Raw genomic sequence first — 26,768 nt, forward strand, 5'->3', positions numbered from 1 at the left:
ATGAAATTTATTCACAATATCTTTGACCGTATGGAATCGTCCTTCACCAAAGGCGGTAAATACGAAAAATACTACGCCGTGTTTGAGATGTTTGACACATTTTTCCGTCAGCCAGGCACACAAACTCACAGTGCTTCTCATGTGCGCGATGGTATCGATCTTAAACGCATCATGATTACAGTTTGGCTATGTACTTTCCCTGTCATGTTCTGGGGTATGTATAACACTGGCTTTCAGGCATTAACTGCCATGGCTCATTATGGGCTACAAGCACAAGGGTGGCGTACTGCCATCACATCATTGGTAGGTTATGATCCAAACAGCATTTTGGCCTGCTTTGTCTATGGTGCAATGCAGTTTTTACCCATCTATGCGGTAACCTTTGTGGTAGGTATTATTTGGGAAGTTATCTTTGCAGTCGTACGCGGGCATGAAGTTAATGAAGGATTTTTCGTAACCTCAGTACTGTTCGCTTTATCACTACCACCTGATATTCCACTTTGGCAAGTCGCCTTAGGTATCAGCTTTGGTGTTGTTGTTGCAAAAGAAGTCTTTGGTGGCACAGGTAAAAACTTCTTAAACCCTGCTCTTGCAGGTCGTGCATTTCTTTATTTTGCATACCCTGCTTATATGTCAGGCGATACAGTCTGGACAGCGGTCAAAAGCCTAAACACAGTAGATGGTTATAGTGGTGCAACACCACTTGGTCAGGCAGCTACTGGCATTCTACCAGATCAATTTATCGATGCGTATGGCAATGCCATCACTTGGACAGATGCTTTTTTTGGCAATATGTCAGGCTCAATCGGCGAAGTATCAACGCTTGCTATCTTAATCGGCATGGCTGGTCTTTTAATCACTAAAATCGCCTCTTGGCGTGTTATCGCAGGTGCTGTGATCGGTCTTGTACTGACTGCCTTTGTTTTTAATATCTTTGGCAGCAGTGAAAATCCGATGATGAGCCTTGCACCACATTGGCACTTGGTTTTAGGTGGCTTTATGTTTGGTGCGGTATTCATGGCGACCGACCCTGTATCAGCCGCTCAAACGAATACTGGTCGCTGGTTCTATGGACTGCTTATCGGCTTTATGACTGTGGTAATCCGTGTGATTAACCCAGCATTCCCAGAAGGCATTATGCTTGCCATCTTGTTTGCCAACTTGTTTGCACCGCTATTTGACTATTTTGTCACACAAGCCAACATCAAACGCCAAGCAACACGGAGATTAGCCCATGTCAGCGAAAAATAGTAACGCCAGTACAATAATGACCGCCCTCGTGCTTTGTCTTGTGTGTTCGGTCATGGTGGCGGCAGTTGCCGTAGGTCTTAAGCCTAAACAAAACGAAAACGCTTTATTAGACTTAAATAAAAACGTACTCGTTGCTGCTGGTCAATTTGACCCAGCAACTGACACCAATGCTGTCGTTGTCGATCGTATCAAAGACTTCGAAATTAAGCTTATTGATATGCAGACCGGTGAGTTTATTAGCGATGATGTCATTCAGGCACAAGGCATTAATGTTGAAACTTATGATATGGGTAAAGCTAGCAAAACACCCAGCATGAGTAGCACGCTCACAAACGACATCGTACGCATCGGGCGTGTGCCAAAATATGGCAAAGTCTATATCCAAAGAGCTGCCGATGGCTCACCTAAGCTTATCGTCATGCCGTTTTATGGTTATGGTCTATGGGGTACGATTTATGGACTAGTTACCTTAGAAGGTGATATGAATACCATTAAAGGCGTTAGTTTTTACCAACACAAAGAAACTCCCGGCCTAGGTGCACTCATCGAAGAAGATTGGTGGCGTGATACATGGGTAGGTAAGCGTGTCTATAACGACCAAGGTCAGATTATCACAGGTATTACAAAAGCAGGTAATAGCCGAGAAAACTACATTGATGGTATCAGCGGAGCAACGCTTACAGGGCGTGGCGTAAATAACATGATACAATTTTGGCTAGGCGAAGATGGTTATAAGCCATTCTTGGACAACTTACGCCAAAAGTACGGTAAAGGAGCGTAATTATGGCTGACAAAAAAAGTCTTTTAACCACGCCGATTATTAACAACAACCCCATCGCTTTACAGATTTTGGGTATTTGTTCGGCATTGGCGGTTACTACAAGCATCCAAAACGCCCTTGTCATGTGCATTGGCTTGACATTGGTAACTGCATTTTCAAGCTTTTTTATTTCGATTATTCGTAATAAAATTCCGTCATCGATTCGTATTATCGTACAAATGGTAATCATCGCTTCACTTGTAATTATCGTAGATCAAATCTTACAAGCTGTTGCTTATGACACTGCCAAATCGCTTGGAGCGTTCATTGGTCTAATTATTACCAACTGTATCGTGATGGGACGTGCTGAAGCGTTCGCCATGAGCAACCCACCTGTACCAAGCTTTATTGATGGCATTGGTAATGGTCTAGGTTACTCTGCCGTACTCATCTTTGTGGCAACCATTCGTGAGCTACTAGGAAGTGGGTCGTTATTTGGCTTTCAAATCCTAGAAAAAGTGACTGATGGCGGCTGGTATGTACCAAATGGCTTACTGCTACTACCGCCATCTGCTTTTTTTGTGATTGCTTTATTCATCGCCATTTTACGCATTTGGAAACCAGCACAACAAGAGCCTGCCGAGTTTGTCATGAAGGCACAATCTAAAGGCATGGGAGGTCACTAATGGGCGATTATATCAGTTTATTTATCACATCCGTATTCATTGAAAATATGGCGTTGTCCTACTTTTTGGGGATGTGTACATTCATTGCTGTCTCTAAAAAAGTGCCTACCGCTATCGGTCTTGGCGTGGCAGTTATTGCTGTAATGGCTATCGTTGTGCCATTAAACAATATACTGTACCAATTTTTATTAAAAGACGGTGCACTTGCTTGGGCGGGCTTTCCTGATGTGGACTTAAGCTTCTTAGGTCTGCTGTCTTATATCGCACTGATTGCAGCAACTGTGCAAATCTTGGAAATGTTCCTTGATAAATTTATGCCTGCACTGTATAACGCTTTAGGGGTATTCTTACCTCTTATCACAGTAAACTGTGCCATCATGGGTGGCGTACTGTTCATGGTAGAGCGAGATTACACCATCGCTGAATCTGCCGTTTATGGTCTAAGCTCAGGTCTTGGCTGGGCGGTAGCGATTGTACTACTGGCAGCGATTCGTGAGAAGCTGAAATACTCGGACGTGCCTGCTCCTTTACGTGGACTTGGCATTACCTTTATTACTGTAGGACTGATGTCGCTTGGCTTTATGTCATTCGGCGGCATGTCGCTATAACTGATTAGGAGTAAAGTATCATGGAATTTGGTACAGCATTTGGCGGTGTTGCCATGTTTACTGCCATTATCATGAGCTTGGTTGCTGTCATTTTGGTAGCACGCTCACGATTAGTTAGTTCAGGCAAAGTAACAATCAACATCAACGACAATCCAGAAAACAACATCACCACTTCAGCTGGTGGAAAACTACTACAAACACTTGCCAGCGAAGGCGTATTTTTATCTTCAGCTTGCGGTGGTGGTGGCACTTGTGGGCAATGTCGCTGTCAAGTGACCGAAGGCGGTGGTTCAATCCTACCGACAGAAGAAGGACACTTTACCCAAGGTGAAATTCGTGATAACTGGCGTTTGGCGTGCCAAGTAGCCGTTAAGCAAGACATGAAAGTTGAGATTGACCCTGAATTCTTTGATGTTAAAAAATGGGAATGCGAAGTTATCTCTAATGATAACGTTGCTACTTTCATTAAAGAACTGACCCTTAAAATTCCTGAAGGCGAAGTTGTGCCATTTCGTGCTGGTGGCTATGTACAGCTAGAAGCACCAGCACATGAAGTGCATTATAAAGACTTTGATATTGCAGAAGAATACCGTCCAGACTGGGATCAATTTAATCTATGGCAGTACACTTCTAAAGTAGATGAGCCTGTGATTCGTGCTTACTCAATGGCAAACTATCCAGAAGAAAAAGGCATCATCAAGTTTAACATTCGTATCGCAAGTCCACCGCCACGTGGGCCTGAAGGCATTCCACCAGGTAAAATGTCATCTTATGTGTTTAGTCTAAAACCAGGTGATAAAATCACCGTGTCAGGCCCTTATGGCGAGTTTTTTGCCAAAGACACTAAAGCTGAGATGGTATTTATCGGTGGTGGTGCAGGTATGGCTCCTATGCGTTCGCACATCTTCGATCAGCTAAAACGTCTAAATTCTGACCGCAAAATCAGCTTTTGGTATGGTGCTAGATCTAAGCGTGAGATGTTCTATGTAGAAGATTACGATGGGCTTGCTGAAGAGTTTGACAACTTTGAGTGGCATGTTGCTTTATCTGACCCACAGCCAGAAGACAACTGGGAAGGTTATACAGGCTTTATTCATAACGTGCTTTATGATAATTACCTAAAAGATCACCCTGCTCCTGAAGATTGTGAATTCTACATGTGTGGGCCACCAGTGATGAACGCCGCTGTCATTAAGATGCTCAAAGACTTGGGCGTAGAAGATGAAAACATCTTGCTTGACGACTTTGGCGGTTAATCCCAAGCTTAAGACCACCCAAAAGATTTGGGTGGTTTTTTAATTTGATATTTATTTTATTTTTAGGCTATGCTACACTTTCAAGAAAAACAAAGGGAGGTTGTCATGTTACTAAAAAGCCAAAAGAGCCTAAATAGCTGGCTTAGCGATTATGCAGTCAGTCATAAAAATATCACAAATAAAAAAATTCATTTTGTTTGTGTGCCTATCATCTTTTTAACCATTGTTGCTTTTTTAATGGCGATTCACTATGCTGTGATGATGTTTGCAGCCGTATTGGTGCTTTGGTTTTATTTGCGGTTATCTAAATCGTTATTCTTGGCAATGGCATTTTTTATGGGGATTTGTGTCGCAATCGTGCATCTTTTAGCATTGCCACTTTGGATATGGATAATGATTTTTATTTTAGCGTGGATTGGTCAATTCATCGGTCATAAGATAGAAGGAGCAAAGCCCTCTTTCTTTCAAGATTTACAATTTTTGCTCATCGGTCCTGCTTGGGTAGCACTTAGCGTCAGTAGAACAATGCCCAAACTTGTCAAAGAAACATAAAAAGATAACCTAAAATCACTTGCAATTTTATAAAATACGAGTAAAATATCAGAACTATTCGGGGTGTAGCGCAGCTTGGTAGCGCACTTGCATGGGGTGCAAGGGGTCGCGAGTTCGAATCCCGCCACTCCGACCATATAATAATCTAGGGCTGTCCATAATCATGCGACAGCCCTTGTTATTTCTAGGGTTTTAGCGGTTTTGTTATCCGTGATTGTCTATGATTATCTATTGCAAGCCATGAAAAAAGTTGGTATTATTGTTGGTATTGTAGTTTATTTTTAAAATATACCAGCAATGAGCCTTACAGATACCGCCATTAAACGCTTACAGCCTAGCGACAAAATGCACGCCTAACCGTCCTGATAAGCATTCTGATGGGGGCGGTTTATGGCTGACCAAATAATAGTTCAAGGCTTTTGTAGAAATACGAAAAGCCTTTTACTTTATCAGAATTAGTCCTTTTGGTATTCGTGATAGGCCGTCAAAAAAGACTCAAAACTACTGCTAAATACACCCAACCACCCAAACCAAGACAAAGCTCTCTAACAAACATAGCTGGCTAAAGTATGCTACAATATACTTTTTAATAAAGACATATTTATACTTATGAAAACACTAAAAAACCCCCATCTTTTCCAAACTTGCTGCCTGATTAATGGCAAATGGCAACAAGCCGATAACAACGAAACCATAGACGTTATTAATCCTTTTAGCGGTGATATCATCGGCACTGTGCCAAGCCTATCCACAGAACAAATCACCCAAGCAGTCGGCTATGCACAAGATGCCTTAGAAGAGTGGCAAAATAAAACTGCCGAAGAACGCAGTAAGGCACTGCATCGCTGGGCGGATTTAATTGATGAAAATGCCGATGATCTTGCTCTTATCATGACGACCGAACAAGGCAAGCCCATCACTGAGTCTCGTGGTGAGATTGACTACGCCAATAGCTTTATTCGATGGTTTGCTGAAGAAGCTAAGCGTGTCTATGGTGATGTTATCCTTGCCAAAAAACCAACTCAGCGTCACGTCGTCCTAAAACAAGCCGTTGGCGTCTGTGCTGCCATTACCCCTTGGAACTTTCCAGCAGCGATGATTACCCGAAAAGTCGCCCCTGCTCTAGCAGCAGGTTGTACCATCATCGTAAAGCCTGCAACCAAAACGCCTTACTCAGCTCTTGCCTTAGCTTACTTAAGCGTACAAGCGGGCATTCCAAAAGGCGTGCTACAAGTTGTTACTGGTAACAGTAGCACGGTTGGCGATGTGTTTACTCAAGATCCACGTATTGCCAAGCTGTCTTTTACAGGCTCAACAAAAGTAGGTAGAAAGCTTATGGCACAATGTGCCAGCACCATTAAAAAGCTTTCGCTGGAGCTTGGCGGAAATGCTCCTTTTATCGTTTTTGACGACGCCGATGTGGAAAAAGCAGCAGACGGTCTGATCGCATCGAAGTTTCGTAACGCAGGACAAACGTGCGTTTGTGCCAATCGCATTTATATTCATGAAAAAATACTTGAGTCCTTTTTGGAAATTTTCACCAAAAAGGTTAATGAATTGCAAGTCGGAGATGGCAAAAATACGGCAACTAACATCGGTCCATTGATTGATGAAGACGCCCTTACAAAGGTTGAACAACTTTTAAAAGACGCTCTAAATAAAGGGGCGACATTAGTGCAAGGTGGCAAAAAACACCAAGCTTCACCGCTTAGCTTTATGCCGACCATCATCACAGGCATCACAGATCAGATGGATATCGGTCATGAAGAAATCTTTGGTCCGATTGTTGCCATTCGCACCTTTAATGATGAGCAAACTGTCATCCATCAAGCCAACGATACCATCTATGGCTTAGCGGCTTACTTTTATACCCAAAATCATGCCAGAGCGTGGCGTGTGTGCGAGCAGCTAGAATATGGCATGGTTGGGCAAAATACAGGGCTTATCTCCACTGAAGTTGCTCCATTCGGCGGGGTTAAGCAGTCAGGATTTGGGCGTGAAGGCTCAAAATACGGCATTGATGAATACATCACCACCAAATACTGGTGTATAGATATTGGTAGCTAACCACCTTTTATAAGCCCTTTGGCTCGCCCATTCATAGTATGCCAAGCTGCATGACGGACAAGGCAAAATTACTTTTGGTAAAATATGACAAAGTCGCCCAGCCCACACACAGGCTCTTATCTTGGTTCTTTATGGATGATAGCAGCAGCAGTCTGCTTCACCATGATGGGAGTTTTGGTTAAAATGTCCGCCCAAAAATTTGCCATGCACGGCTATGAACTGTCGTTTTGGCGAATGGGTTTTGCAACACTTGTATTAGGGCTGCACGCTGGTTTGACGGGCGGAAATTTTCACACCAAATACCCAAAAGCTCACTTTTATCGCAGCATGGTTGGCGGTATTAGTGTTTTGATGTTTTTTTATGGCATTAGTCACTTACCACTTGCCACCGCCATTAGTTTTAACTACACATCAGCGATATTTTTAGCGGTGTGGTCGGTGATTATTTTAGGTCAGCGTCCTCACCCTTTGACATGGTTCGCTTTGGTCATTGGTTTTGGTGGCATCGTCTTACTGCTAAAGCCTGCCATCATGTCAAGCGGTATCACGCCTGCCATTATCGGCATCTCAAGCGGCGCAATGGCAGGATATGCTTACTTGCAAGTGCGAGAGCTATCACTGCTTGGTGAACCGTCTTGGCGGATTGTGTTTTATTTTGCACTCGTAGCGACAGTACTTTCTGCCATCGCAACCACCATTCAAGGCTGGACCATCATCACTTGGGAAATCTTACCCTTTGTGCTTGGCATTGGTATAACTGCTCTCGCCGCCCAGCTGATGATGACGCACGCCTATAAGGTTGGGCGTAAATTTATGGTGGCATCACTAAGCTACTGCACCGTGCTTTTATCAACTTTATATGGATTTGTTGTGTTTGACGAAGTGTTAGACATCCTATCGCTTATCGGCATTGGTCTGATTATTTGTAGTGGGATTTTAGCAGGAATGCGTGGATAACTTCTTGTTAATACCAAACAAACCAGCCAAACTTTACAGCATTATCCCAGATAATTTTTATCGCTATGACCGTTAATATCCACGGCATAGCCACCTTTAACCATGTCATCGGCAGACGATGGCGAAGTCGTACGCCTAGATACGAGCCAAATACTGCTGCTGCCACCATTAATCCAATTAATTGCCAATACTGCCAAAAAGCAAAGCCCATTGACACATACACCATAAGCTTTAGTGTATGCACCACCGTCATCATCATTGAACCGACAGTTACAGCAACACTTTTATCGTCATAAAGTTTAAGCAACATTGGCATATGTAGCGGTCCAGGCGCTCCAACAAACATACCTATGCCCACCTGCAAAAACCCAATTAAATAAAAGTTTTCAATACCTTTTAACAGCTGATTAATGCGGCTTGAATGCTGCGTTAGTAAGATGTAGCACGCAATAAACAGTGGCACCAAATCAAGCTGGACAAAGCGTACCAACACCCCAAAAACAATGACACCTGTAAATGCACCGATAACAAATGGTTTTAAATGAGTAAAGTCAATCTCATCACGACCAAACCAAATACGGCTAACATTACTAGACAGTTGGGTTATCCCATGTATTGGTACGATGGCAAAAGCAGGCAAAAACATCGGCATGAGTCCAATAAGGATAGTCCCACCGCCAACACCTGTAATACCTGCTAAAGCAGAAGTGAAAAGATTGATTATAGACAAGGTCAAATCAGTCCAGATACTCTGCTCATACATTGCAATATTTCCTTTACTCTTTGGAAAAAAGTATCTTATCAGCAATAGTTTTGATACACAAACCTTTTATCACACTTGTTTGATTAAAACATAATATTTTGATTGTAAGTTACATTATTTTCTTTTATCATAACCAGATTTTGTAATACTAGATTAACTTTGAGTTACAAAACAAAATCAGTTTTCTTACCTAATTTAGCAAAATTTTAAACATTGGTAATGAAACATTAACCATCAACACTAAGGTTTACCCTTATTTTTAAGGAAAATGCAATGAAAGCACTTAAATACGGAATGCTTGGTTTATCTATTTTGGCACTAACAGCATGTGGTGGCGATAAGAATGAAGCCGTAAAATCAGATGTTGGCACATCACCAAAACGCCCAGAATGTATCGCTCCTGCTAAGCCGGGTGGTGGGTTTGATTTGACATGTAAGCTTGCACAATCTGGTCTAAAAGATCTAGACCTACTAGATAAGCCAATGCGTGTGACTTATATGCCAGGTGGTGTGGGTGCGGTAGCCTACAACAAAATCGCTGCCAACGACCGTGCTAATGGCGATGCGATTATTGCCTTTTCAACTGGTTCAATCTTAAACCTAGCTCAAGGCAAATTTGGTCAATTCACCGAAAAAGACGTTAAATGGCTGGCTGCTGTCGGCACAGATTATGGCATGGTAGCAGTAAATGCCGATTCACCTTATCAGAACCTACAAGACCTTGTTGATGCTCTTAAAAAAGATCCAAAATCCATCACCTTTGGGGCAGGTGGTAGTGTCGGCGGCCAAGACTGGATGCAAACTGCCCTACTCGCAAAAGCTGCTGGCATTAATCCAAACGATATGGGATATGTGGCAATGGAAGGTGGTGGTGAAGCTGTGACTGCCGTACTTGGTAACCATATTCAAGCAGTGAGTGCAGGCATTGCTGAAGTTATGCCGCACGTTGAAGCAGGTAAATTACGAGTGCTTGCTGTATTTGCCGATAAGCGACTTGAAGGCGAAAGCATGAAAGACATTCCAACTGCAAAAGAACAAGGTTATGATGTGCAGTGGCCTGTCATTCGTGGTTACTACATGGGTCCAGATGTCTCAGAAGAGTCATACCAGTGGTGGAAAGCCCAGTTTGACGCCATGCTTGCTGATCCAAAATTTGCCAAACTGCGTGCTCAACGTGAACTTCTACCATTTGCCATGACAGGTGATGAGCTTACTCAGTACATCTATAAAGAAACAGAAGCACTACGTCAAAGATCTCAAGAGTTTAATCTTGTAGAAAACAAATAGATTATCAAACCCGCTCTAAAATTTATTTTAAGCAAGGTTTCTTGCCTTGCTTAAAATTAAGGCAAATTCATGATAGAACGTATTTTTTCTGGATTATTGGCATGCACCTGTCTTATCATGCTGTATATGGCATGGGGTTATACTGCTGCTATTGCCTACGACCCTATTGGACCACGCCCCTATCCAGTTATGTTGCTGGTTTTATTAGCAATACTGACTGGCATTATCGCTTTAAGACCAGCTCGATTCGCTGATAAAGTAAAAATGGGTCTATCTGCACCCATCATCAAGCATTTGGTAGTGTGTACGGTTGCACTGACTTTATATGCTATATTATTTGAAGTGCTTGGATATATCATTGCCACAACACTCATGGCATGGGCTTTAGGTATTTTATTTGGTGGGTCGTGGATTAAGGCTTTTGTTTCATCAGCGGTGATTGCTATTGCTTCATTTTTCTTATTTAATGGACCGCTTGAAGTCAGCTTACCCGCTGGTCCTTTAGCATTTTTGGTGGGATGATTTCATGGGAACTTTTGATTTTTTAATGCATGGCTTTAGCATTGCCATGACGCCTGAGAACCTACTCATTGCTCTTATTGGTGCTTTTATCGGTACAATCGTTGGTATGCTTCCTGGCTTAGGTCCAATCAATGGCGTGGCAATTTTACTACCCATTGCTTATGCCTTAGGCTTGCCGCCTGAATCGGCATTGATTTTACTTGCGGCTGTCTATCTAGGCTGTGAATATGGTGGCCGTATCTCAGCCATTCTCATTAACGTGCCAGGCGATGCTGCTGCCATCATGTCCACACTTGACGGCTATCCACTTGCCAAGCAAGGCAAAGCAGGCATTGCCTTATCTTTATCTGCATTTAGCTCGTTTATCGGTTCAATGATTGCCATTACTGGCGTGGTGTTATTTGCTCCATTACTAGCCAACTGGGCAGTATCATTTGGCCCTGCCGAATACTTTGTTCTTATGGTGTTTGCCATCACTTCTCTTAGCGGTCTAGTCGGTGATGCACCAATCAAAACAGGCGTCGCAGCTTTAATAGGATTGGTACTAGCGACGGTCGGTGTAGATGCTGTTACAGGCGTGTACCGCTTTACCTTTGATTCGGTTAATCTTGCAGATGGCATCCAATTTACCACCATTGTTATTGGCTTTTTTAGCGTTAGTGAGATTCTCATCATGCTAGAAAACACTGCCACAGGTCAAAAGGCACTTGAGCAGGGCAAACGTAGCTTACTTAGCTTTAAAGAATTTGTCTTTAGTCTTGGGGCAATCGTTCGTAGCGGTCTGACTGGTTTTGTTGTGGGTGTGCTGCCTGGTGCAGGAGCAACCATTGCCAGTGCAATGACTTATTCAAACGAGCGTAAAATCGCAGGTGAAACAGGTAAGTTTGGTAACGGTGATTTACGTGGGATTGCCGCTCCAGAGGCCGCCAATAATGCTTCAGCGTGCGGGTCATTTATACCCATGCTAACTCTTGGCGTGCCAGGCTCTGGTACAACTGCTGTTATGATGGGAGCATTAACACTATACAATATCACACCAGGTCCGCAGTTATTTGCTGAACAGCCTGATATTGTATGGAGTTTGATTGCATCATTATTCATTGGTAACATCATCTTATTAGCCCTTAACTTACCACTCGTGAAGTTCTTTGCTAAGCTCTTAGACATTCCAAACTACATTCTCATCCCCGCCATCGCAGCGGTGAGTTTTGTGGGGGTGTACTCTATTCACAGCACAACTTTTGACTTAATACTAATGATTGCTCTGGGTGTTTTTGGCTATTTCTTGCGTAAGCTAAACTTTCCATTATCTGCTCTTATCTTAGGCTATGTTCTAGGGAATCTAATGGAATCTAGCCTACGTCGCGCCCTATCCATCTCTCAAGGCGATCTTGGTATTTTATGGGGCAGCCCAATCACCATCGCTTTATGGTGCTTAGCAGCTATGATGGTGCTATTACCCATCTATCGTCTGGTTACTGGCAAAAAATCAAAGAAAATCACCTAATCTGTTAAAGCGCGCTACCTTTGAAATTGGTCATTTAGATAGGAAAAATGGTGCGTTTTTTAAGGAAAATCTTATAAGCGTGTCACAGCATCTTATAAGCAATCTGACAATAAAAACGTCTTACCTTTTAGTAGTAAGGCGTTTTTATCATGATTAAATCTCACCGTATAGACCCAAGACAATATCTTAATTTTTAGCACTGACGACCTAAGACCACCCAAAACACCATTGGCAATCATATCTATGATGTATTTGTCAGCAATCAAAACTTGCTTAATACAAGCATATAATCAAAAGCTCATTTTTACCCTGTGTGCCACAAATTGATGTCATGCCAGTATGGGCGTAAAAATCGCTTGCTAGACCACACATCTAATAAAACACCCTACTAATGTGGGGTTTTATTACCGAGATATAACTTACAATAATCATAACGTTAATTAAATTGTAAATAAATGTTTATTAATTAACCTTATAAATATCAATCATTTATAAGGTTTTTCTTGGATATTATTCTTGTTATCTAATAAATCAAATTTGAAAAATTGTATCTAATTTGTTAAGCTAGTTAACTTAAGCCCATCTTATGGCTTTGAATTTTAATAAAATTTTTATCAAATGACGTTTATTTTTTGCATATTTAGCAAGCGTATTTGATAAAAACTTTTTAACTTAACGAACGACTTTAGGACACTTCAATGAGTTTAAAACGTTTTTATGAAAAGTCGTCCTTTAATCCTGTTGTAACAGGAGTGACGATTTTTTTTGTGGTGGTGCTGGTCGCTGCCACCCTTTTATTGCCTGAGCAAATGGGCTTTATTTTAAGCGAAGCTCAATCAGGTATTTTTGCCAACTTTAGTTGGTTTTATATCTTCTTAGTATCGCTTTTTTTGTTTTTCTTATTTTTCTTGGCAGTCAGTGGATTTGGCAATATTAAGCTTGGCACAGATGAAGAAAGTCCAGAATTTGGCTTTTTTTCATGGCTTGCCATGCTGTTTGCCGCTGGTATGGGTGTAGGCTTGATGTTCTTTGGCGTGGCAGAACCTTTGTCACATTTTGGCTCAGACATCACAACAGGCACGACCCAAGAGATGAGTAAGCAAGCACTACTACATACCGCATTCCACTGGGGGATGCACGCTTGGGCTATCTATGCTGTTATCGCACTTGCTTTGGCTTATTTCGCCTTTCGTTATAAGCTACCGCTTGCCTTACGTTCATGCTTTTATCCACTACTAAAAGACAAAATTAATGGCGGTATAGGTAATGTCATTGACATTCTTGCTTTAACCGCTACATTGTTTGGTATCATCACAACGCTTGGCTTTGGCTCAGCTCAGATGGGGTCAGGGCTTGTGGAGATGGGCTGGATAAGCGAAACAAGCTTTGGGCTTCAGCTAATCGTCATCATCGTCGTCATGATATTGGCAATGCTGTCAGCCATCAGCGGTGTCGGTAAAGGCGTAAAAATGCTTAGCGAGATTAACTTGGTGCTTGCCATCTGCTTATTGCTGTTTGTGCTTGCCACAGGTCCTACGCTGTACCTACTAGGGGCATTTAATGATAATTTAGGCGTATATTTTAGCAACCTTGTTCGCTTAAGCTTTAAAACTTATGTCTACGAACCGCAAAACACTGGATGGTTTAATGGCTGGACAGTGCTGTACTGGGCATGGTGGTGTTCATGGGCTCCATTTGTCGGTCTATTTATCGCACGTATCAGCCGTGGGCGTACGATTCGTGAGTTTATTTTTGGTGTGCTTGGCATTCCTACGATTTTTTGTATTTTGTGGTTTACCATATTTGGTAACAGTGCCATTTGGCTTGATACAAACGTTACAGATGGCTCACTCTCTGCTTTGACTGGCACGCCAGAAGTACTGCTGTTCCGCTTCTTAGATTTATTGCCTTTATCTGGATTAACCAGTCTGGTTGCTTTACTTAGCATTGGCTTGTTTTTTATTACGTCTGCTGACTCAGGCATTTATGTACTAAATAACATCGCCTCTCGTGATAAATCAATGGCTTCTCCAGCTTGGCAAGCTATCATGTGGGGTGTGTTAATGTCGGTGGTATCCATCGTGTTGATCGCCTTTGGTGGATTAGGCACTTTACAGACAGTTACCTTAATTGTAGCACTTCCCTTTGCTGTGATTATGCTACTGATGTGTGGAGCGTTATTTATAGCCTTAATTGCTGACACCAAATACTTTAGTAGCGATTTTGCCACAAGCTCCATCACATGGACAGGCGATAAGTGGAGAGAACGCCTAAATGTCATGCTTAATCAAAGCGACGAAAAAGAGATCTTACAATTTTTAAAAGGCACTGCCCTGCCTGCCATGCGTGAGCTGCGTACTGAGCTTATCGATAAGTACGGTCTAAGCGTTGAAATTCAGACACTCTTTGAAGCAGACGAGCCTGCAGTCGAGCTGATTATCCACCAAGACACGGTGCGTGATTTTAGCTATGGTATTCGTTCGGTTCGCCGAGAGATTGCTGAACAGATGGTGCATGACAGCAACCTGCCACACATTCAAGAGACGGTAAGTTATGAACCTTTAACCTACTTCTTTGATGGTCGTACAGGCTATGAAGTACATTATATGACGCATAATGAGCTTATCAGCGACATCTTAAAACACTATGAACGCTATCTATCACTGATGACTGATGTCGGTCAAGATGTTATGTCGCACGATGCAAGCAATTTGGCAGAATAATAGGTCAATCATTGTCATAAAAAAGCAAGGCTAAAAGTCTTGCTTTTTTTATGATAATAGCTTGTATTTAGAAGGCTGATAGGTCTGTTTTTTCATCAATTTTAATATCTAATATTTGCTTATCACCAATCGAGCTTTTTAAGCACTGCACGCCCGCTTGGTGAGAAACCTTGCCGCCATTAAAGCCACAATAATGGGTTAGCACCATAGGTCTTATGTTATATTCAAACAAGCTGGTTGCGACAGTTAAAACAGCAATCTGTATCCACACCCACAACAAATATTTTATTGGGTACTTTTCCATCATTAAGCTAAGAGATTCTTTGAATAAAGCTAGGATTGATACAATTGTATATGTATTTATCAAACACAACGTCGACATATTGAGCATAGCCATCAATAAGGCTTTTTTCGTAATCATCTTTAAGCTTATGCCAATTAAAAAATCTTTCATAGGTGCTATTATCAGCATTTAAAAAATCTTGTCGCAATAACACTGTCAAATTTTTTTAGATCAAGCAAATGCTTTATATTTTGAGAAACTGCCTTTGTTTGTTCATGACAAGCAAAGCCGTTTTACATATCAACAATCAATCAAATATTTTTCATTTTTATCTTTGTTTTACAACTATAACGGTAGTATAAATAACTAAAACTAAAGCCAATAATATCATTATAAATACATCTTCACTTGACATACTGCCAGATATCATGTTTTTTTAATGGTTTATAAATACTAACCAATGCAAATAAAACAATTGTCATTTCATCAAATTTTTCTTATCATATTACCTAAAGTTAATAACTTATTTATTTGGTTGATTATAATTATTTTTTATGATATAAATTGACCGAGTTTATCAATCCGACAAGGAATGTTTATGGCAACTTCCCCTGCCAGCTTTAGTCTGCACGCAGGCACTATTGACCGCACACTAATTAGCCAATTGCAGTCTTTTTTTTTTTGATATTCTAAAGTCTAGAAAATATAAAGATGAGGAATTTGCCTTTCGTCGTTATTCTAAGTTTAATTTTTAATGGTCAAGTAAGTGTAACCCGGCTTTTGGCAAGTGATAGCTTGTGCAAGGCGGTAACACTGTCCGCTTGCAGGGCGGTGTTGCGTGCCGTTATAGCAACTAGCCCAAAAGGCACTAAAAATTTAACTTATTTGCATTGATGACTCATATTACATAATCACGCAACTATCTTACCACCACAACAGCACTTAACTTAAGGAAATTTATGTTTACCTCTAATCAGTTAAATCATATTCGGGCTCAGTTTGATGCCTTGCAACGCTTGGATGATGCAGGACAAAAACCCTTGTACTTTGATGGACCAGGCGGCTCACAGCTGCCAAATACCGTCATTGACGCCATCAGTGATTATTTACGCCTTGGTAATAGTAATATGGGTGGTCATAACCATGCAGGGCAAAACACCACACAAATTAACCGTACCGCAAGACAGCAGGCAGCTACTTGGCTTGGTGCAGATAGCGATTCTATTGTCTTTGGGCTAAATTCTACAAGTCTGATGTTTAACGTCAGTCGTGCCATCGCTCAAACATGGCAGGCAGGCGAGAACATAGTCGTGTGTAGCCTAAACCACTTTTCGCACGTCTCTTCATGGGAGCGAGCAGCACACGATAAAGGCGTAGAGGTTCGCACCATTGCTTTAAATGCCGATAAAAATGACTTAGATTATAATATGCTAGATACTTTAATCGATGAAAAAACCCGATTGGTAGCAGTCACTTTAGCCTCAAACGTCATTGGGACAATCGTCGATGTCAAACGCATCATTGATAAAGCCAAATCAGTAAATGCTTTGGTCAGTGTTGATGCGGTTCATGCCATCGTGCATTTACCTGTTAACGCTGCACAGATGGGGGCAGATTTTATTTTTGCTTCTGCTTATAAAATTGGCGGCCCTCATCTTGGCATGATGTACGCCAAACACGAACATTTGCAACACTTAAACCCCTATAAAGTTGAGCCTGCCACCAATATCGCCCCCATGTCTTGGGAGCAAGGCACGCAGTCTTTTGAAGCTCAAGCAGGCTTTATCGCCATGATGAACTACTGGGCAAACTTAGCATTTGATACACCATCTACCGCCCTTACACAGGATAATAAAAGCCTTGCCTACCAAAACGTAGTAGCCCATGAGCTTACTTTAAATAAGCGGATTTTAGAGCATTTTGCCCGTCGTCCCCACTTAAAACTGTACGGTAAAACCACCGCAAATGATCGCACACCTACTTTTGCCTTCAACCTTGTAAAAGATGGGAAAATCCAAAATGGTGCTGCACTCAGTGAATACCTAGGAACACGCAACATTGCTCTTGGTTGTGGTAATTTTTATGCCAAAACGCTGGTAGAAAGCCTATCTCCAACAGCTGCGGTATTGCGACTTGGCTGTCTGCATTATAATACGGTAGATGAGATTGATGAACTATTTGAAATCATGGACTTAGCAATCAACCAACTGCCTTAACATAAAAAACCGATTGAATTAAAACTCAATCGGTTTTTTAATTCATAATCAATCAATCGGTGGTGTATAAACTCCGTTTTGAATATCATCTTTAATGGCGTTTGCCTGCTCTAGCACTTGAGCTAATAACGCCTTGACATTATCTAATGTGGCAATTGGGCTTAAGGTGGTCATCTTTAACGACTGTACATCACGGTTATTATCAATCACACGAGTTACGCCAATATTTGCCTCACCTTTGGCAAACAGCTCATCTGCCACATTCTGATTTAAGCTATCAATCAACTCATCAGGATAGCCCTTTGGCACAACACGAAACAGCACAGACGCAAATTGTGGCTCAACAAGCAGTTCAAGCTCATCACTTGCCTTGATGTAATCGGCCACTTCACAGGTCAAATCCACACCATGGTCAATCATCTCACCATAAAGCGTTTCACCCAAAGCCTCAATGGTAAGCCACAGTTTTAAAGCGTCAAATCGGCGAGTCGTCTGCAATGATTTTGATACCAAATTTGGTACGCCATGCTCTTCATCATAAGCAGAATTGAGATATTCTGCTTCATAGTGCATAAAGCGGTAATTTTGTTCATCTTTTAGTAAAAACGCCCCACACGAAATGCTTTGAAAATAATGCTTATGAAAATCAAGAGTGATAGAGTCAGCCTCTTCAATGCCAGCGAGCTTATCACGGTATTGGTTGGACAACAATAACGCCCCACCCCATGCCGCATCAATATGTAGCCACGCACCGTGGGCGTTTGTAATCTTACGCACTTCTTTGATATCATCAATCGCCCCTGCATCGGTCGTGCCTGCCGTTGCCACCACGCACGCAATGATGTTACCCTTATCGGTCAATTCGCTCATAATGCGTTCAAGCTCTGCCGTATCCATTTGGGCATGGTCATTGACAGGTATCGCAACGACCGATTGAAAACCCATACCCATCATCGCCATGTTTTTTTGTACGCTAAAATGGGCATTTTGCGAGCATAACACCTTAACTTTTTGCATAGCGTCAGCAGGAATGCCAAGGCGTTGTACTGACCACGGTTCACCTTTGTCATTCTTAAAATGCTTGGCAATGCACCAGTCACGAGCAAGTAGCACACCCATCAAATTAGACTGCGTACCACCTGACGTGAACACGCCTGCCGTTCCTACCCCAAAACCTGCTTTTTGGCGTAACCAGTCAATCATCTGCACTTCCATCAATGACCCTGCTGGCGACTGATCCCACGAGTCCATAGACTGGTTAGTGGCGTTAATCAAAACTTCAGCAATTTGGCTTGCCACCATGGTTGGACAATGAAGATGAGCGAGTGAATGGGGGTGATGGACTTTTAGGCTGTTGTTCAAAAAAATCTCTACCGCACGGTTTAGGGCGTTTTCTAGCCCCAAGCCGTCTTTGTTTGGGTTAAAAGCGATTTTTTCTCTTAATTGTCTAATACTACCACCTGTGTACATTTTGTCGTTTTGTAGCCAGTCGCTGACAGCTTGCACGGCGGTGTTCATGTTTTTTTTATAATCAGCAATGGACTTAGAGTCATTGCAAAATAAAGCTTGTCGGTTTTCAGATAGGCTTGGCATGGGCTTTTCCTTTTTTAATAAAGAAGATGAAATTTTATAAACCTATAATAATAAAAAAGCAAATAGGCATAAAAATGGCTAAATAAACTTACCAACGAACGCAGCTTGGTAATTATCAAATTTGTAATTGTAAAATTTGAACTCATAAAAATCCAATCGTTTAATTTTCAATACAATTGATTGGCTATGATTATTTTACCATCTTTACTCACTTATAAATTTACCCTTACTGTACGCGTTTAACACCAATAATGTTTTTGTCTATTTTTGAACATAAAAATACTTAGCTTTATCGCTTTATCATCTATCTAAACAAAGAGCCACGCTAATATCTTAAGTTTTGATAATATAACTTTTTGCATTATAAAATCTAGCAAATTGACAAATCACTGTCTTTACCGACCTTTTATAATATATAATAAAGCTCATAAAATCATCAGACATATCTGTCGAATATCAAGTGTGGATTTTATTTTCAAAATTTTGATAAACAAAAAAGCAGGTAATATAAAGATTTGTATTTTTAGTATTTTTAGATAGCCCAGATAACATACCTAAGGATAAAATTTTTGTATCTTTAGCATAAAAAACGGCAAAGCCATGCAAACTGACTTTGCCGTCATAAGCTTAATAAATCATTAACCACGCACCGCTTTTAACGCATCGATGAGTGACTGCTTAAAGCGTTTAACCACTTCCACGCATTCATCATGGGTAATGGTAATCGGGCATAAAATACGAATAACTGTACCGCCACGACCGCCTTTTTCAAGCAATAATTTATTATTAAAACACGCTGTTTGAATGGCAGCAGCAAGCTCACTGTCAGCAGGATATGACCCCATAGAATCAGCCGCTTTACGCTCGTCCACAATCTCAATGCCATTCATCAAGCCTCGCCCGCGCACATGACCGATGCAGCCAAATTCTGCTTGCAATTTGCTAATCTCGCTACGCAAAAACTCGCCTTGAATGTGGGCATTTTCTGCTAAATTGTTGTTTTTAATCTCTTCTAGAACCTTTAAGCCTGCTGCCATGGCAAGCTGATTACCACGGAATGTGCCTGTGTGTCCTGCTGGCAACCATGCGTCAAATTTTTTGTTAATGGCAAGTACCGCAAGGGGCAAACCACCGCCCACCGCCTTACTCATTACCACGACATCTGGGATAATGTCAGCGTGCTGATAAGCGAACATTTTACCAGAGCGAGCAAAGCCTGCTTGCACTTCGTCCAAAATCAAAACGATGTCATGCTTGGCGGTAACTTCACGAATCTTTTGTAGCCATTTTTTAGGGGCAGGAACGACACCGCCTTCGCCTTGAATGGCTTCTAAAATCACGGCAGCAGGCTTAACCACGCCGCTTTCCACATCTTCAATAAAGTTTTCAAAATAATAAGTCAAAGCGTCCACACCCTTGTCGCCACCAAGCCCCAACGGGCAGCGGTATTCGTGTGGATACGGCATAAACTGCACGCCTGCCATCAGATTGCCGACTTTTTCTTTGGCAGATAAATTACCTGTCATCGCAAGCGAACCATGCGTCATGCCATGATAACCACCACTAAAGGCAATCACATTATCACGACCTGTATAAGTCTTAGCAAGTTTTACCGCCGCCTCGGTAGCGTCCGCCCCTGTTGGGCCACAAAACTGCAACACAAAATCCTTAGGGAAACAGCCAAGCAATGCCTCAGTAAAGGCGTCTTTGACAGGGGTTGTGATGTCAAGGGTGTGTAGTGGCAACCCACTGGCAAGCACGTCTTGCAAGGCTTCTAGCACCGCAGGATGATTATGTCCTAACGCTAACGTCCCTGCTCCTGCAAGACAGTCTAAATAATCATTACCCTCCACGTCATAAACGTGCAAGCCTTGGGCTTTGGCAATGGCAAGGGGTAATTTACGTGGGTAACTGCGAACATTAGACTCCATAAGCTCTTGGCGGTCTAGGTAGTATTGGTTGGAAGAATGTGTGGGAGTAACAGGCGTAACGCTCATATCGGATTACCATCTCAGATAAGGGTTGAAGAAAATTTGCTTAAGGCTATCTTTCTCTAACATGATTAAAATTAAGCTTTAAAATAAAGCCACAAAACATTAGCCAATAATAATGCCAACTATTTAATATGATACACTTTTTTCAAAAAAAATTAAAGTTTTTATCTAACTTTTATTCATTGGCTAAAAATCTATGCTATCTGTTGTATTTTTCATAAATCATCGAAGGGTATAATATGCTTAAATTTTAAAAATAACATTCAAAATTCAACAAAAGCTCCTGGTGCTTAATGCCCTAATCTAGCATGCCTTATTTACCAGCATAAAAAACACCGCCAAAAGACGGTGTTTTTTGTTTTTAAAGGCAATTATGACAGCTGTGCGACATCGATTTGATTTGATTTGTCGGTGTAGTCGCTCATTTGGTCAAAATTTAGATAATTATAAATTTCTGCTTCCATAGATTCAAGCTTACCAGCATACTGCATGTATTCTTCAACTGTTGGCAGTTTACCAAGCACTGAAGCGACTGCTGCAAGCTCCGCTGACGCTAGATACACGTTCGCACCTTGACCTAATCGGTTCGGGAAGTTACGTGTTGATGTAGATACAGCGGTAGATTTTGGGGCGATACGGGCTTGGTTACCCATACATAGTGAACAACCCGGCATCTCAGTTCTAGCACCCGCTTGGGCAAAAGTATTATAATAACCTTCGTCCATTAGCTGACGCTCATCCATCTTAGTCGGTGGAGCAATCCACAGACGAGTGGTTAAGCTGCCTGCAGGTACTTCAGACAGTAATTTACCCGCTGCACGGAAGTGACCAATGTTCGTCATGCAAGAACCGATGAACACTTCATCAATCTTATCACCTGCCACATCAGATAATAATTTTGCATCATCTGGATCATTTGGGCAGCACAAGATAGGCTCTTTGATGTCGCTTAGATCTATTTCATAGACTTTAACGTATTCGGCATCAGCGTCCGCCTTAAGTAGGCTCGGGTTATCAAGCCATTTTTGCATATTTTCAGCACGGCGGGCTAGCGTACGAGCATCGCCATATCCTTCTGAAATCATCCATTTTAGCATGACAATGTTAGAACGCAGGTATTCAGCAACCTTATCTTCAGCCACCGTGATAGCACAGCCTGCTGCTGAACGCTCTGCCGATGCGTCAGACAATTCAAAAGCTTGTTCAACAGTTAAAGAGTTTTCCATCTCAGTTAGGTCAATCTCAAGGATACGCCCGCTAAAGATGTTCTTTTTACCTTTCTTCTCAACAGTTAAGTCGCCTTCTTGGATTGCCACATAAGGGATAGCATGCACCAAATCACGCAAGGTGATGCCTGGCTGCATTTTGCCCTTAAACTTAACAAGTACAGACTCTGGCATATCAAGTGGCATAACCCCTGTTGCAGCAGCGAATGCCACAAGACCTGAACCTGCTGGGAATGAAATACCGATTGGGAAGCGTGTATGACTATCGCCACCTGTACCCACAGTATCAGGCAGTAGCATACGGTTTAGCCATGAGTGAATAATACCATCGCCAGGACGTAAAGAAACGCCGCCACGATTCATAATAAAATCAGGCAAAGTGTGGTGAGTGTTCACATCGATAGGCTTAGGGTATGCAGCTGTATGACAAAATGACTGCATCACTAAATCAGAAGTAAAACCTAAGCATGCTAAGTCTTTAAGCTCATCACGGGTCATAGGACCTGTGGTATCTTGAGAACCCACGGTAGTCATTTTTGGCTCACAGTAAGTGCCTGGGCGAACGCCTTGACCTTCTGGGAGACCGCATGCACGTCCAACCATCTTTTGGGCAAGCGTAAAGCCTTTGCCTGTGTCGGCTGGCTGTTCTGGCTTGCGGAATAATGTAGATGGCTCTAGACCTAAAGACTCACGTGCCTTAGTTGTCAGGCTACGACCTACGATTAGGTTGATACGTCCGCCTGCACGCACTTCATCAAGCAGTACTGGGGTTTTTAGTTTAGATTCGGCGATTTGTTTGCCGTCTTTAAGGGCGGTAACACTAGCAGTGTCATGATCGATTTTTAGGGTAACTTCATCACCCATGTTCATTTCAGAAACATCAATCTCGATTGGCAATGCCCCAGCGTCTTCCATGGTGTTAAAGAAAATCGGTGCAATCTTACCACCTAGACATACGCCACCATCACGCTTATTTGGAATGTATGGAATATCATCACCAAAGAACCATAGCACAGAGTTCGTTGCTGACTTACGGCTTGAGCCAGTACCGACCACGTCACCCACATAGGCGACAGGGTTGCCTTTAGCGATTAGATCTTTAATTTGGGTTAATGGACCTACTTCGCCATTTTTTTCTGGATAGATGCCATCACGCTCGTTTTTAAGCATGGCATTAGCGTGTAGTGGAATATCAGGACGACTCCACGCATCTTGGGCAGGTGATAGATCATCTGTATTTGTTTCGCCAGTTACTTTAAATACGGTGATTTTCATCTCTTCTGGCACATCTGGACGGCTAGTGAACCACTCAGCATCTGCCCAAGATTGTAGTACCGACTTAGCATTCTCGTTACCAGCTTTGGCTTTTTCTTCCACGTCGTGGAATGCGTCAAACACAAGCAAGGTTTTTTTAAGTGCCTTGGCAGCTAACTCACCAAGTTTATCATCATCTAATAAATCAACCAGCGGTGCGACATTATAACCACCAAGCATTGTACCTAGCAGATACACAGCACGCTCTTTGTCTAACAGTGGTGACGTCGTCTCACCTTTAGCAATAGCACTTAAAAAGGCAGCTTTCACATAAGCAGCTTGGTCCACGCCTGCTGGTACACGATTTTCAAGTAGGTGGGTTAAAAATTCTTCTTCGCCCTTTGGTGGGTTTTTTAAAAGTTCAACCAAATCAGCAGTTTGAGCATCGGTCAATGGCTGGGGCGGCACACCAAGTGCTTCACGCTCAGCGACGTGTTTGCGATATTCAGTTAGCATATCTGACATAACAATTTCCTTGTAATGATGGCTAAAATTAGTCCTAAGTGCCTGATGTATTGATCATCACATAAATCAAAAATCAAGTGCCTAGACGGTAAAAATACATTCTCATTATGATAGCCTAAAATGGCGTTAATTTCAAAAGTTTTACTCCCATAACCAACATTTTTTTAAAAAATGTTGGTATTTTCTTGGGTGAATGGGTGCTATGCAGTATTGCCACGATAAGCTTTATTTTGTCTAATATTTAGCACAAGTATCACCGCCACCACAATGATGCCAAAAAGATCGGTAACAGTTTCTGGGATGATTAAACAAAATGCCCCACACGCTAAGATGATACGCTGCCATAAAGACATAACTTTCTTAAAGAATCCTTCGACGGCTGCTGATAGTGCCAAAACACCGATAATAGACGTGGCGGCAACACTAACGATAATATGCCATGCTGGCATCGCAAATTCTTTAGCAGTTACTGCAATATCTGCTGTATCAATCATCATCATATTAGGATTGTAGACAAACATAAATGGCACAATAAATCCTGCAAGAGCCAATTTAAGAGATTGCCAGCCTGTCTTCATTGGATCACCGCCACTAATCCCCGCTCCTGCAAAAGCAGCTAAAGCAACAGGTGGGGTGATGTTTGCAAAAATACCAAAATAAAAGACAAACATATGTGCCACAAGCACAGGGATATCAAAATTGGCAAGTGCGGGGGCTGCCATGGTAGCTGTAATGATATATGCTGGAATTGACGGCAGTCCCATACCGAGTACCATAGAAGCGAGCATTGTTAAAATCAATGTTAATAAGAGCGAGCCTGCACCAAGCGTTACAATAGAAGATGTCATAACCGTGCCAAAACTTGTAAGATTGACCACACCAATAACGATACCAACGACCGCACAAGCAGCCATCGTAGATAATGACTGTTTTGCTCCATCTTCTAAGGCTGCTAGAATATCTTTTACGCCCATGCGAGTTTCAGCACGCAGCTGACTGACCAATACTGTTATGCCGATCGTATAAGCAGCCGCATAACCAACAGGCATATTATTAGCAAGTAAAATCACCAAAAATACGATAGGAAGTAGCATATGACCACGAGCTTTTAACACTTCTTTTACTCGTGGTAAATCTGCTTTGGGTATACCACGCAAATTATTTTTACCAGCACGAAAATGTACTTGAGCAATCACACCCAAATAGTATAACAACGCTGGAAGTACGGCCGCCATAGCGATTGTACCATAAGCCACGCCCGTCGTCTCAGCCATGATGAAAGCTGCCGCTCCCATGATAGGTGGTAAGATTTGCCCACCGACAGAAGCACTGGCTTCCACCGCCCCAGCAAAATTCTTATCATAGCCAACTTTTTTCATCAAAGGGATAGTAAAAGCACCTGTCCCTACGACATTGGCAACGGCAGCTCCATTAATTGACCCCATAAACCCACTAGAAATAACAGCAACTTTTGCAGGACCGCCTTGCTTATGACCTGCTAATGCCAATGCCAAGTCATTAAATAGCCGCCCCATCCCTGAGCGAGATAAAAAAGCCCCAAAAAGGATAAATAGAAATATAAAAGTTACTGATGCACCAATTGCTGTCGAATAAATACCTTCTGTCTTTAGATACAGTTGCCCAAAAATATCTCCCAAATCATAAGGGCGAGTTAACAATCTATCAGGCATAAAGCCCATATGACTGACAAAAGGATAAGCTAAAAAAACCAATGCAAATACTGGTAAAATCCAACCTGTGATGCGTCTTGCACTTTCAAGCACCACAAGCACAGTAATGGCAGAAAATACTATATCCCATTGATTGGGAATACCACCACGCACCGAAACGATATCCTGATACTCCCAGATCAGATACCCAGCGGTAGATAAAGATAAGATGAGCCACAACCAATCAAACCAAGAAACTAACTTGCGACTTGATCTTTTAGTAGCAGGATAAATTAAAAATATTAATGCAACACCAACCGCCACGTGAACAGATCTTTGGATTAATTCTGGCAGAGGATTAAAGGTGATATACAAATGAAACACTGAATAAAAAATAGCAATCAAACCAATAAGATAACGCACCACTTGATTGGATACGGTCCGTGTTACTGATTCACGATCATACTTTTCTAGAATTTCTTGGGTGTTTGTTAGAGGGTCATTCGGTAAAGGGGTTTGATTGGTCATAGTTAATTCTTCTAAAGCATAATAACTTAATAAGGATTGTCTGTAAATCTCACACAGCTTGGAACAGTTATTTTCTCCCAAAATGACAGATTAACAATGGCAATCTGTATCACTGAATAATCAGGCACAATCTGATAAATGGACAACTGTTTTGTGGTTTGCTCATGGTCAAACAAAACCACGCCTTGCATATTACGAGATACCACCCAGTTAATCTTTGGTAAAATTCTATCAATCCGTTGCCCAATATAACCTGCTGGAGCTTCTACCACTAAAGGATCGTTGGGAACACCTGCACCGAATGTCTGAACATGGCTTAAATACAAGAATAATTGGTCATTTTGGACTTGATAAAACTCACGCCAAAATTGTTTCTCCACAGAATGTCGCCATTTAAGAGAGAATTTTTTGGGCAACTGGCATTGAATTTGGGCATCTGCAGCTGATAATAACACCGTTGAACTGAGCGGGATTTTTAATAAAAAACCGATCACAACCATCGCAAAAACTGCCACCGTTGTGATCGTAAATCTTTTCATG

Annotated in this window: 20 protein-coding genes and 1 tRNA gene; 14 read left to right on the top strand and 7 right to left on the bottom strand. The window is 41.9% G+C overall.

The window, feature by feature from the left end:
* The 9 genes from LU293_RS02500 to LU293_RS02540 all read left to right on the top strand — a co-directional run bounded on the left by LU293_RS02500 (position 1) and on the right by LU293_RS02540 (position 8,137).
* Positions 1–1,251, top strand: a complete 1,251-nt coding sequence (locus LU293_RS02500) for an NADH:ubiquinone reductase (Na(+)-transporting) subunit B (RefSeq protein ID WP_242748342.1) — start codon at positions 1–3, stop codon at positions 1,249–1,251.
* On the top strand, positions 1,235–2,032 hold the full coding sequence (locus LU293_RS02505) for a Na(+)-translocating NADH-quinone reductase subunit C (protein WP_242748343.1): 798 nt from the start codon (positions 1,235–1,237) through the stop codon (positions 2,030–2,032). The genes LU293_RS02500 and LU293_RS02505 overlap by 17 nt, the downstream gene beginning before the upstream one ends.
* A gap of 2 nt (positions 2,033–2,034) precedes the next feature.
* Positions 2,035–2,697 carry an NADH:ubiquinone reductase (Na(+)-transporting) subunit D gene (locus tag LU293_RS02510; protein WP_242748344.1) on the top strand — a complete coding sequence of 221 codons (663 nt, stop codon included), beginning with the start codon at positions 2,035–2,037 and terminating at the stop codon, positions 2,695–2,697.
* The gene (gene nqrE / locus LU293_RS02515; protein ID WP_242748345.1) at positions 2,697–3,305 is read left to right on the top strand and encodes an NADH:ubiquinone reductase (Na(+)-transporting) subunit E; all 609 of its coding nucleotides are present in this window, start codon (positions 2,697–2,699) and stop codon (positions 3,303–3,305) included. Before LU293_RS02510 ends, nqrE begins: the two co-directional genes overlap by 1 nt.
* A 20-nt stretch (positions 3,306–3,325) precedes the next feature.
* Positions 3,326–4,561 carry an NADH:ubiquinone reductase (Na(+)-transporting) subunit F gene (nqrF, locus tag LU293_RS02520; RefSeq protein WP_242748347.1) on the top strand — a complete coding sequence of 412 codons (1,236 nt, stop codon included), beginning with the start codon at positions 3,326–3,328 and terminating at the stop codon, positions 4,559–4,561.
* Between the two features lie 105 nt (positions 4,562–4,666).
* Positions 4,667–5,113 (top strand): Mpo1 family 2-hydroxy fatty acid dioxygenase, encoded by a 447-nt coding sequence (locus LU293_RS02525; RefSeq protein ID WP_242748349.1) that lies wholly within the window; start codon positions 4,667–4,669, stop codon positions 5,111–5,113.
* 59 nt (positions 5,114–5,172) lie between these two features.
* Positions 5,173–5,249 (top strand) — tRNA-Pro (locus tag LU293_RS02530).
* A 473-nt stretch (positions 5,250–5,722) separates the two neighbouring features.
* Complete coding sequence (locus LU293_RS02535) at positions 5,723–7,180, top strand: NAD-dependent succinate-semialdehyde dehydrogenase (RefSeq protein ID WP_242748351.1); 1,458 nt, start codon at positions 5,723–5,725, stop codon at positions 7,178–7,180.
* Positions 7,181–7,264: 84 nt separating this feature from the next.
* Complete coding sequence (locus LU293_RS02540; RefSeq protein ID WP_242748353.1) at positions 7,265–8,137, top strand: DMT family transporter; 873 nt, start codon at positions 7,265–7,267, stop codon at positions 8,135–8,137.
* Positions 8,138–8,144: 7 nt separating this feature from the next.
* On the opposite strand, the gene LU293_RS02545 is transcribed toward LU293_RS02540, so the two are convergent.
* Positions 8,145–8,900 carry a sulfite exporter TauE/SafE family protein gene (locus LU293_RS02545; protein ID WP_242748355.1) on the bottom strand — a complete coding sequence of 252 codons (756 nt, stop codon included), beginning with the start codon at positions 8,898–8,900 and terminating at the stop codon, positions 8,145–8,147.
* Between the two features lie 273 nt (positions 8,901–9,173).
* Here LU293_RS02545 and LU293_RS02550 point away from each other — a divergent pair, with 273 nt between their 5' ends.
* The 4 genes from LU293_RS02550 to LU293_RS02565 all read left to right on the top strand — a co-directional run bounded on the left by LU293_RS02550 (position 9,174) and on the right by LU293_RS02565 (position 14,939).
* The gene (locus LU293_RS02550) at positions 9,174–10,187 is read left to right on the top strand and encodes a tripartite tricarboxylate transporter substrate binding protein (RefSeq protein WP_242748357.1); all 1,014 of its coding nucleotides are present in this window, start codon (positions 9,174–9,176) and stop codon (positions 10,185–10,187) included.
* 69 nt (positions 10,188–10,256) lie between these two features.
* Entirely contained in the window at positions 10,257–10,709 is a 453-nt protein-coding gene (locus LU293_RS02555; RefSeq protein WP_242748359.1) for a tripartite tricarboxylate transporter TctB family protein, read from the top strand.
* A gap of 4 nt (positions 10,710–10,713) precedes the next feature.
* Positions 10,714–12,216, top strand: a complete 1,503-nt coding sequence (locus LU293_RS02560; protein ID WP_242748361.1) for a tripartite tricarboxylate transporter permease — start codon at positions 10,714–10,716, stop codon at positions 12,214–12,216.
* A 698-nt stretch (positions 12,217–12,914) separates the two neighbouring features.
* Positions 12,915–14,939 (top strand): BCCT family transporter, encoded by a 2,025-nt coding sequence (locus LU293_RS02565; protein ID WP_242748364.1) that lies wholly within the window; start codon positions 12,915–12,917, stop codon positions 14,937–14,939.
* Positions 14,940–15,006: 67 nt separating this feature from the next.
* Here LU293_RS02565 and LU293_RS02570 read toward each other — a convergent pair whose 3' ends face one another.
* Entirely contained in the window at positions 15,007–15,393 is a 387-nt protein-coding gene (locus LU293_RS02570) for a hypothetical protein (protein WP_242748366.1), read from the bottom strand.
* A 788-nt stretch (positions 15,394–16,181) separates the two neighbouring features.
* On the opposite strand from LU293_RS02570, the gene LU293_RS02575 reads away from it, so the two are divergent.
* Entirely contained in the window at positions 16,182–17,438 is a 1,257-nt protein-coding gene (locus LU293_RS02575; RefSeq protein ID WP_242748368.1) for an aminotransferase class V-fold PLP-dependent enzyme, read from the top strand.
* Between the two features lie 48 nt (positions 17,439–17,486).
* Here LU293_RS02575 and LU293_RS02580 read toward each other — a convergent pair whose 3' ends face one another.
* From LU293_RS02580 to LU293_RS02600, 5 genes are all read right to left on the bottom strand, one after another.
* Complete coding sequence (locus tag LU293_RS02580) at positions 17,487–19,031, bottom strand: pyridoxal phosphate-dependent decarboxylase family protein (RefSeq protein WP_242748370.1); 1,545 nt, start codon at positions 19,029–19,031, stop codon at positions 17,487–17,489.
* A 638-nt stretch (positions 19,032–19,669) separates the two neighbouring features.
* On the bottom strand, positions 19,670–21,028 hold the full coding sequence (locus LU293_RS02585) for a diaminobutyrate--2-oxoglutarate transaminase (protein WP_242748372.1): 1,359 nt from the start codon (positions 21,026–21,028) through the stop codon (positions 19,670–19,672).
* A 368-nt stretch (positions 21,029–21,396) separates the two neighbouring features.
* A complete protein-coding gene (locus tag LU293_RS02590; RefSeq protein ID WP_242749627.1) occupies positions 21,397–24,021 on the bottom strand; it encodes a bifunctional aconitate hydratase 2/2-methylisocitrate dehydratase in 2,625 nt (874 codons plus the stop codon).
* Between the two features lie 209 nt (positions 24,022–24,230).
* Positions 24,231–26,228, bottom strand: a complete 1,998-nt coding sequence (locus tag LU293_RS02595) for a TRAP transporter permease (RefSeq protein ID WP_242748374.1) — start codon at positions 26,226–26,228, stop codon at positions 24,231–24,233.
* A 26-nt stretch (positions 26,229–26,254) separates the two neighbouring features.
* On the bottom strand, positions 26,255–26,767 hold the full coding sequence (locus LU293_RS02600; protein ID WP_242748376.1) for a DUF1850 domain-containing protein: 513 nt from the start codon (positions 26,765–26,767) through the stop codon (positions 26,255–26,257).
* Position 26,768: the final 1 nt, after the last annotated feature.

The sequence above is a fragment of the Moraxella nasovis genome (genome assembly GCF_022701215.1).
Lineage (GTDB): Bacteria > Pseudomonadota > Gammaproteobacteria > Pseudomonadales > Moraxellaceae > Moraxella > Moraxella nasovis.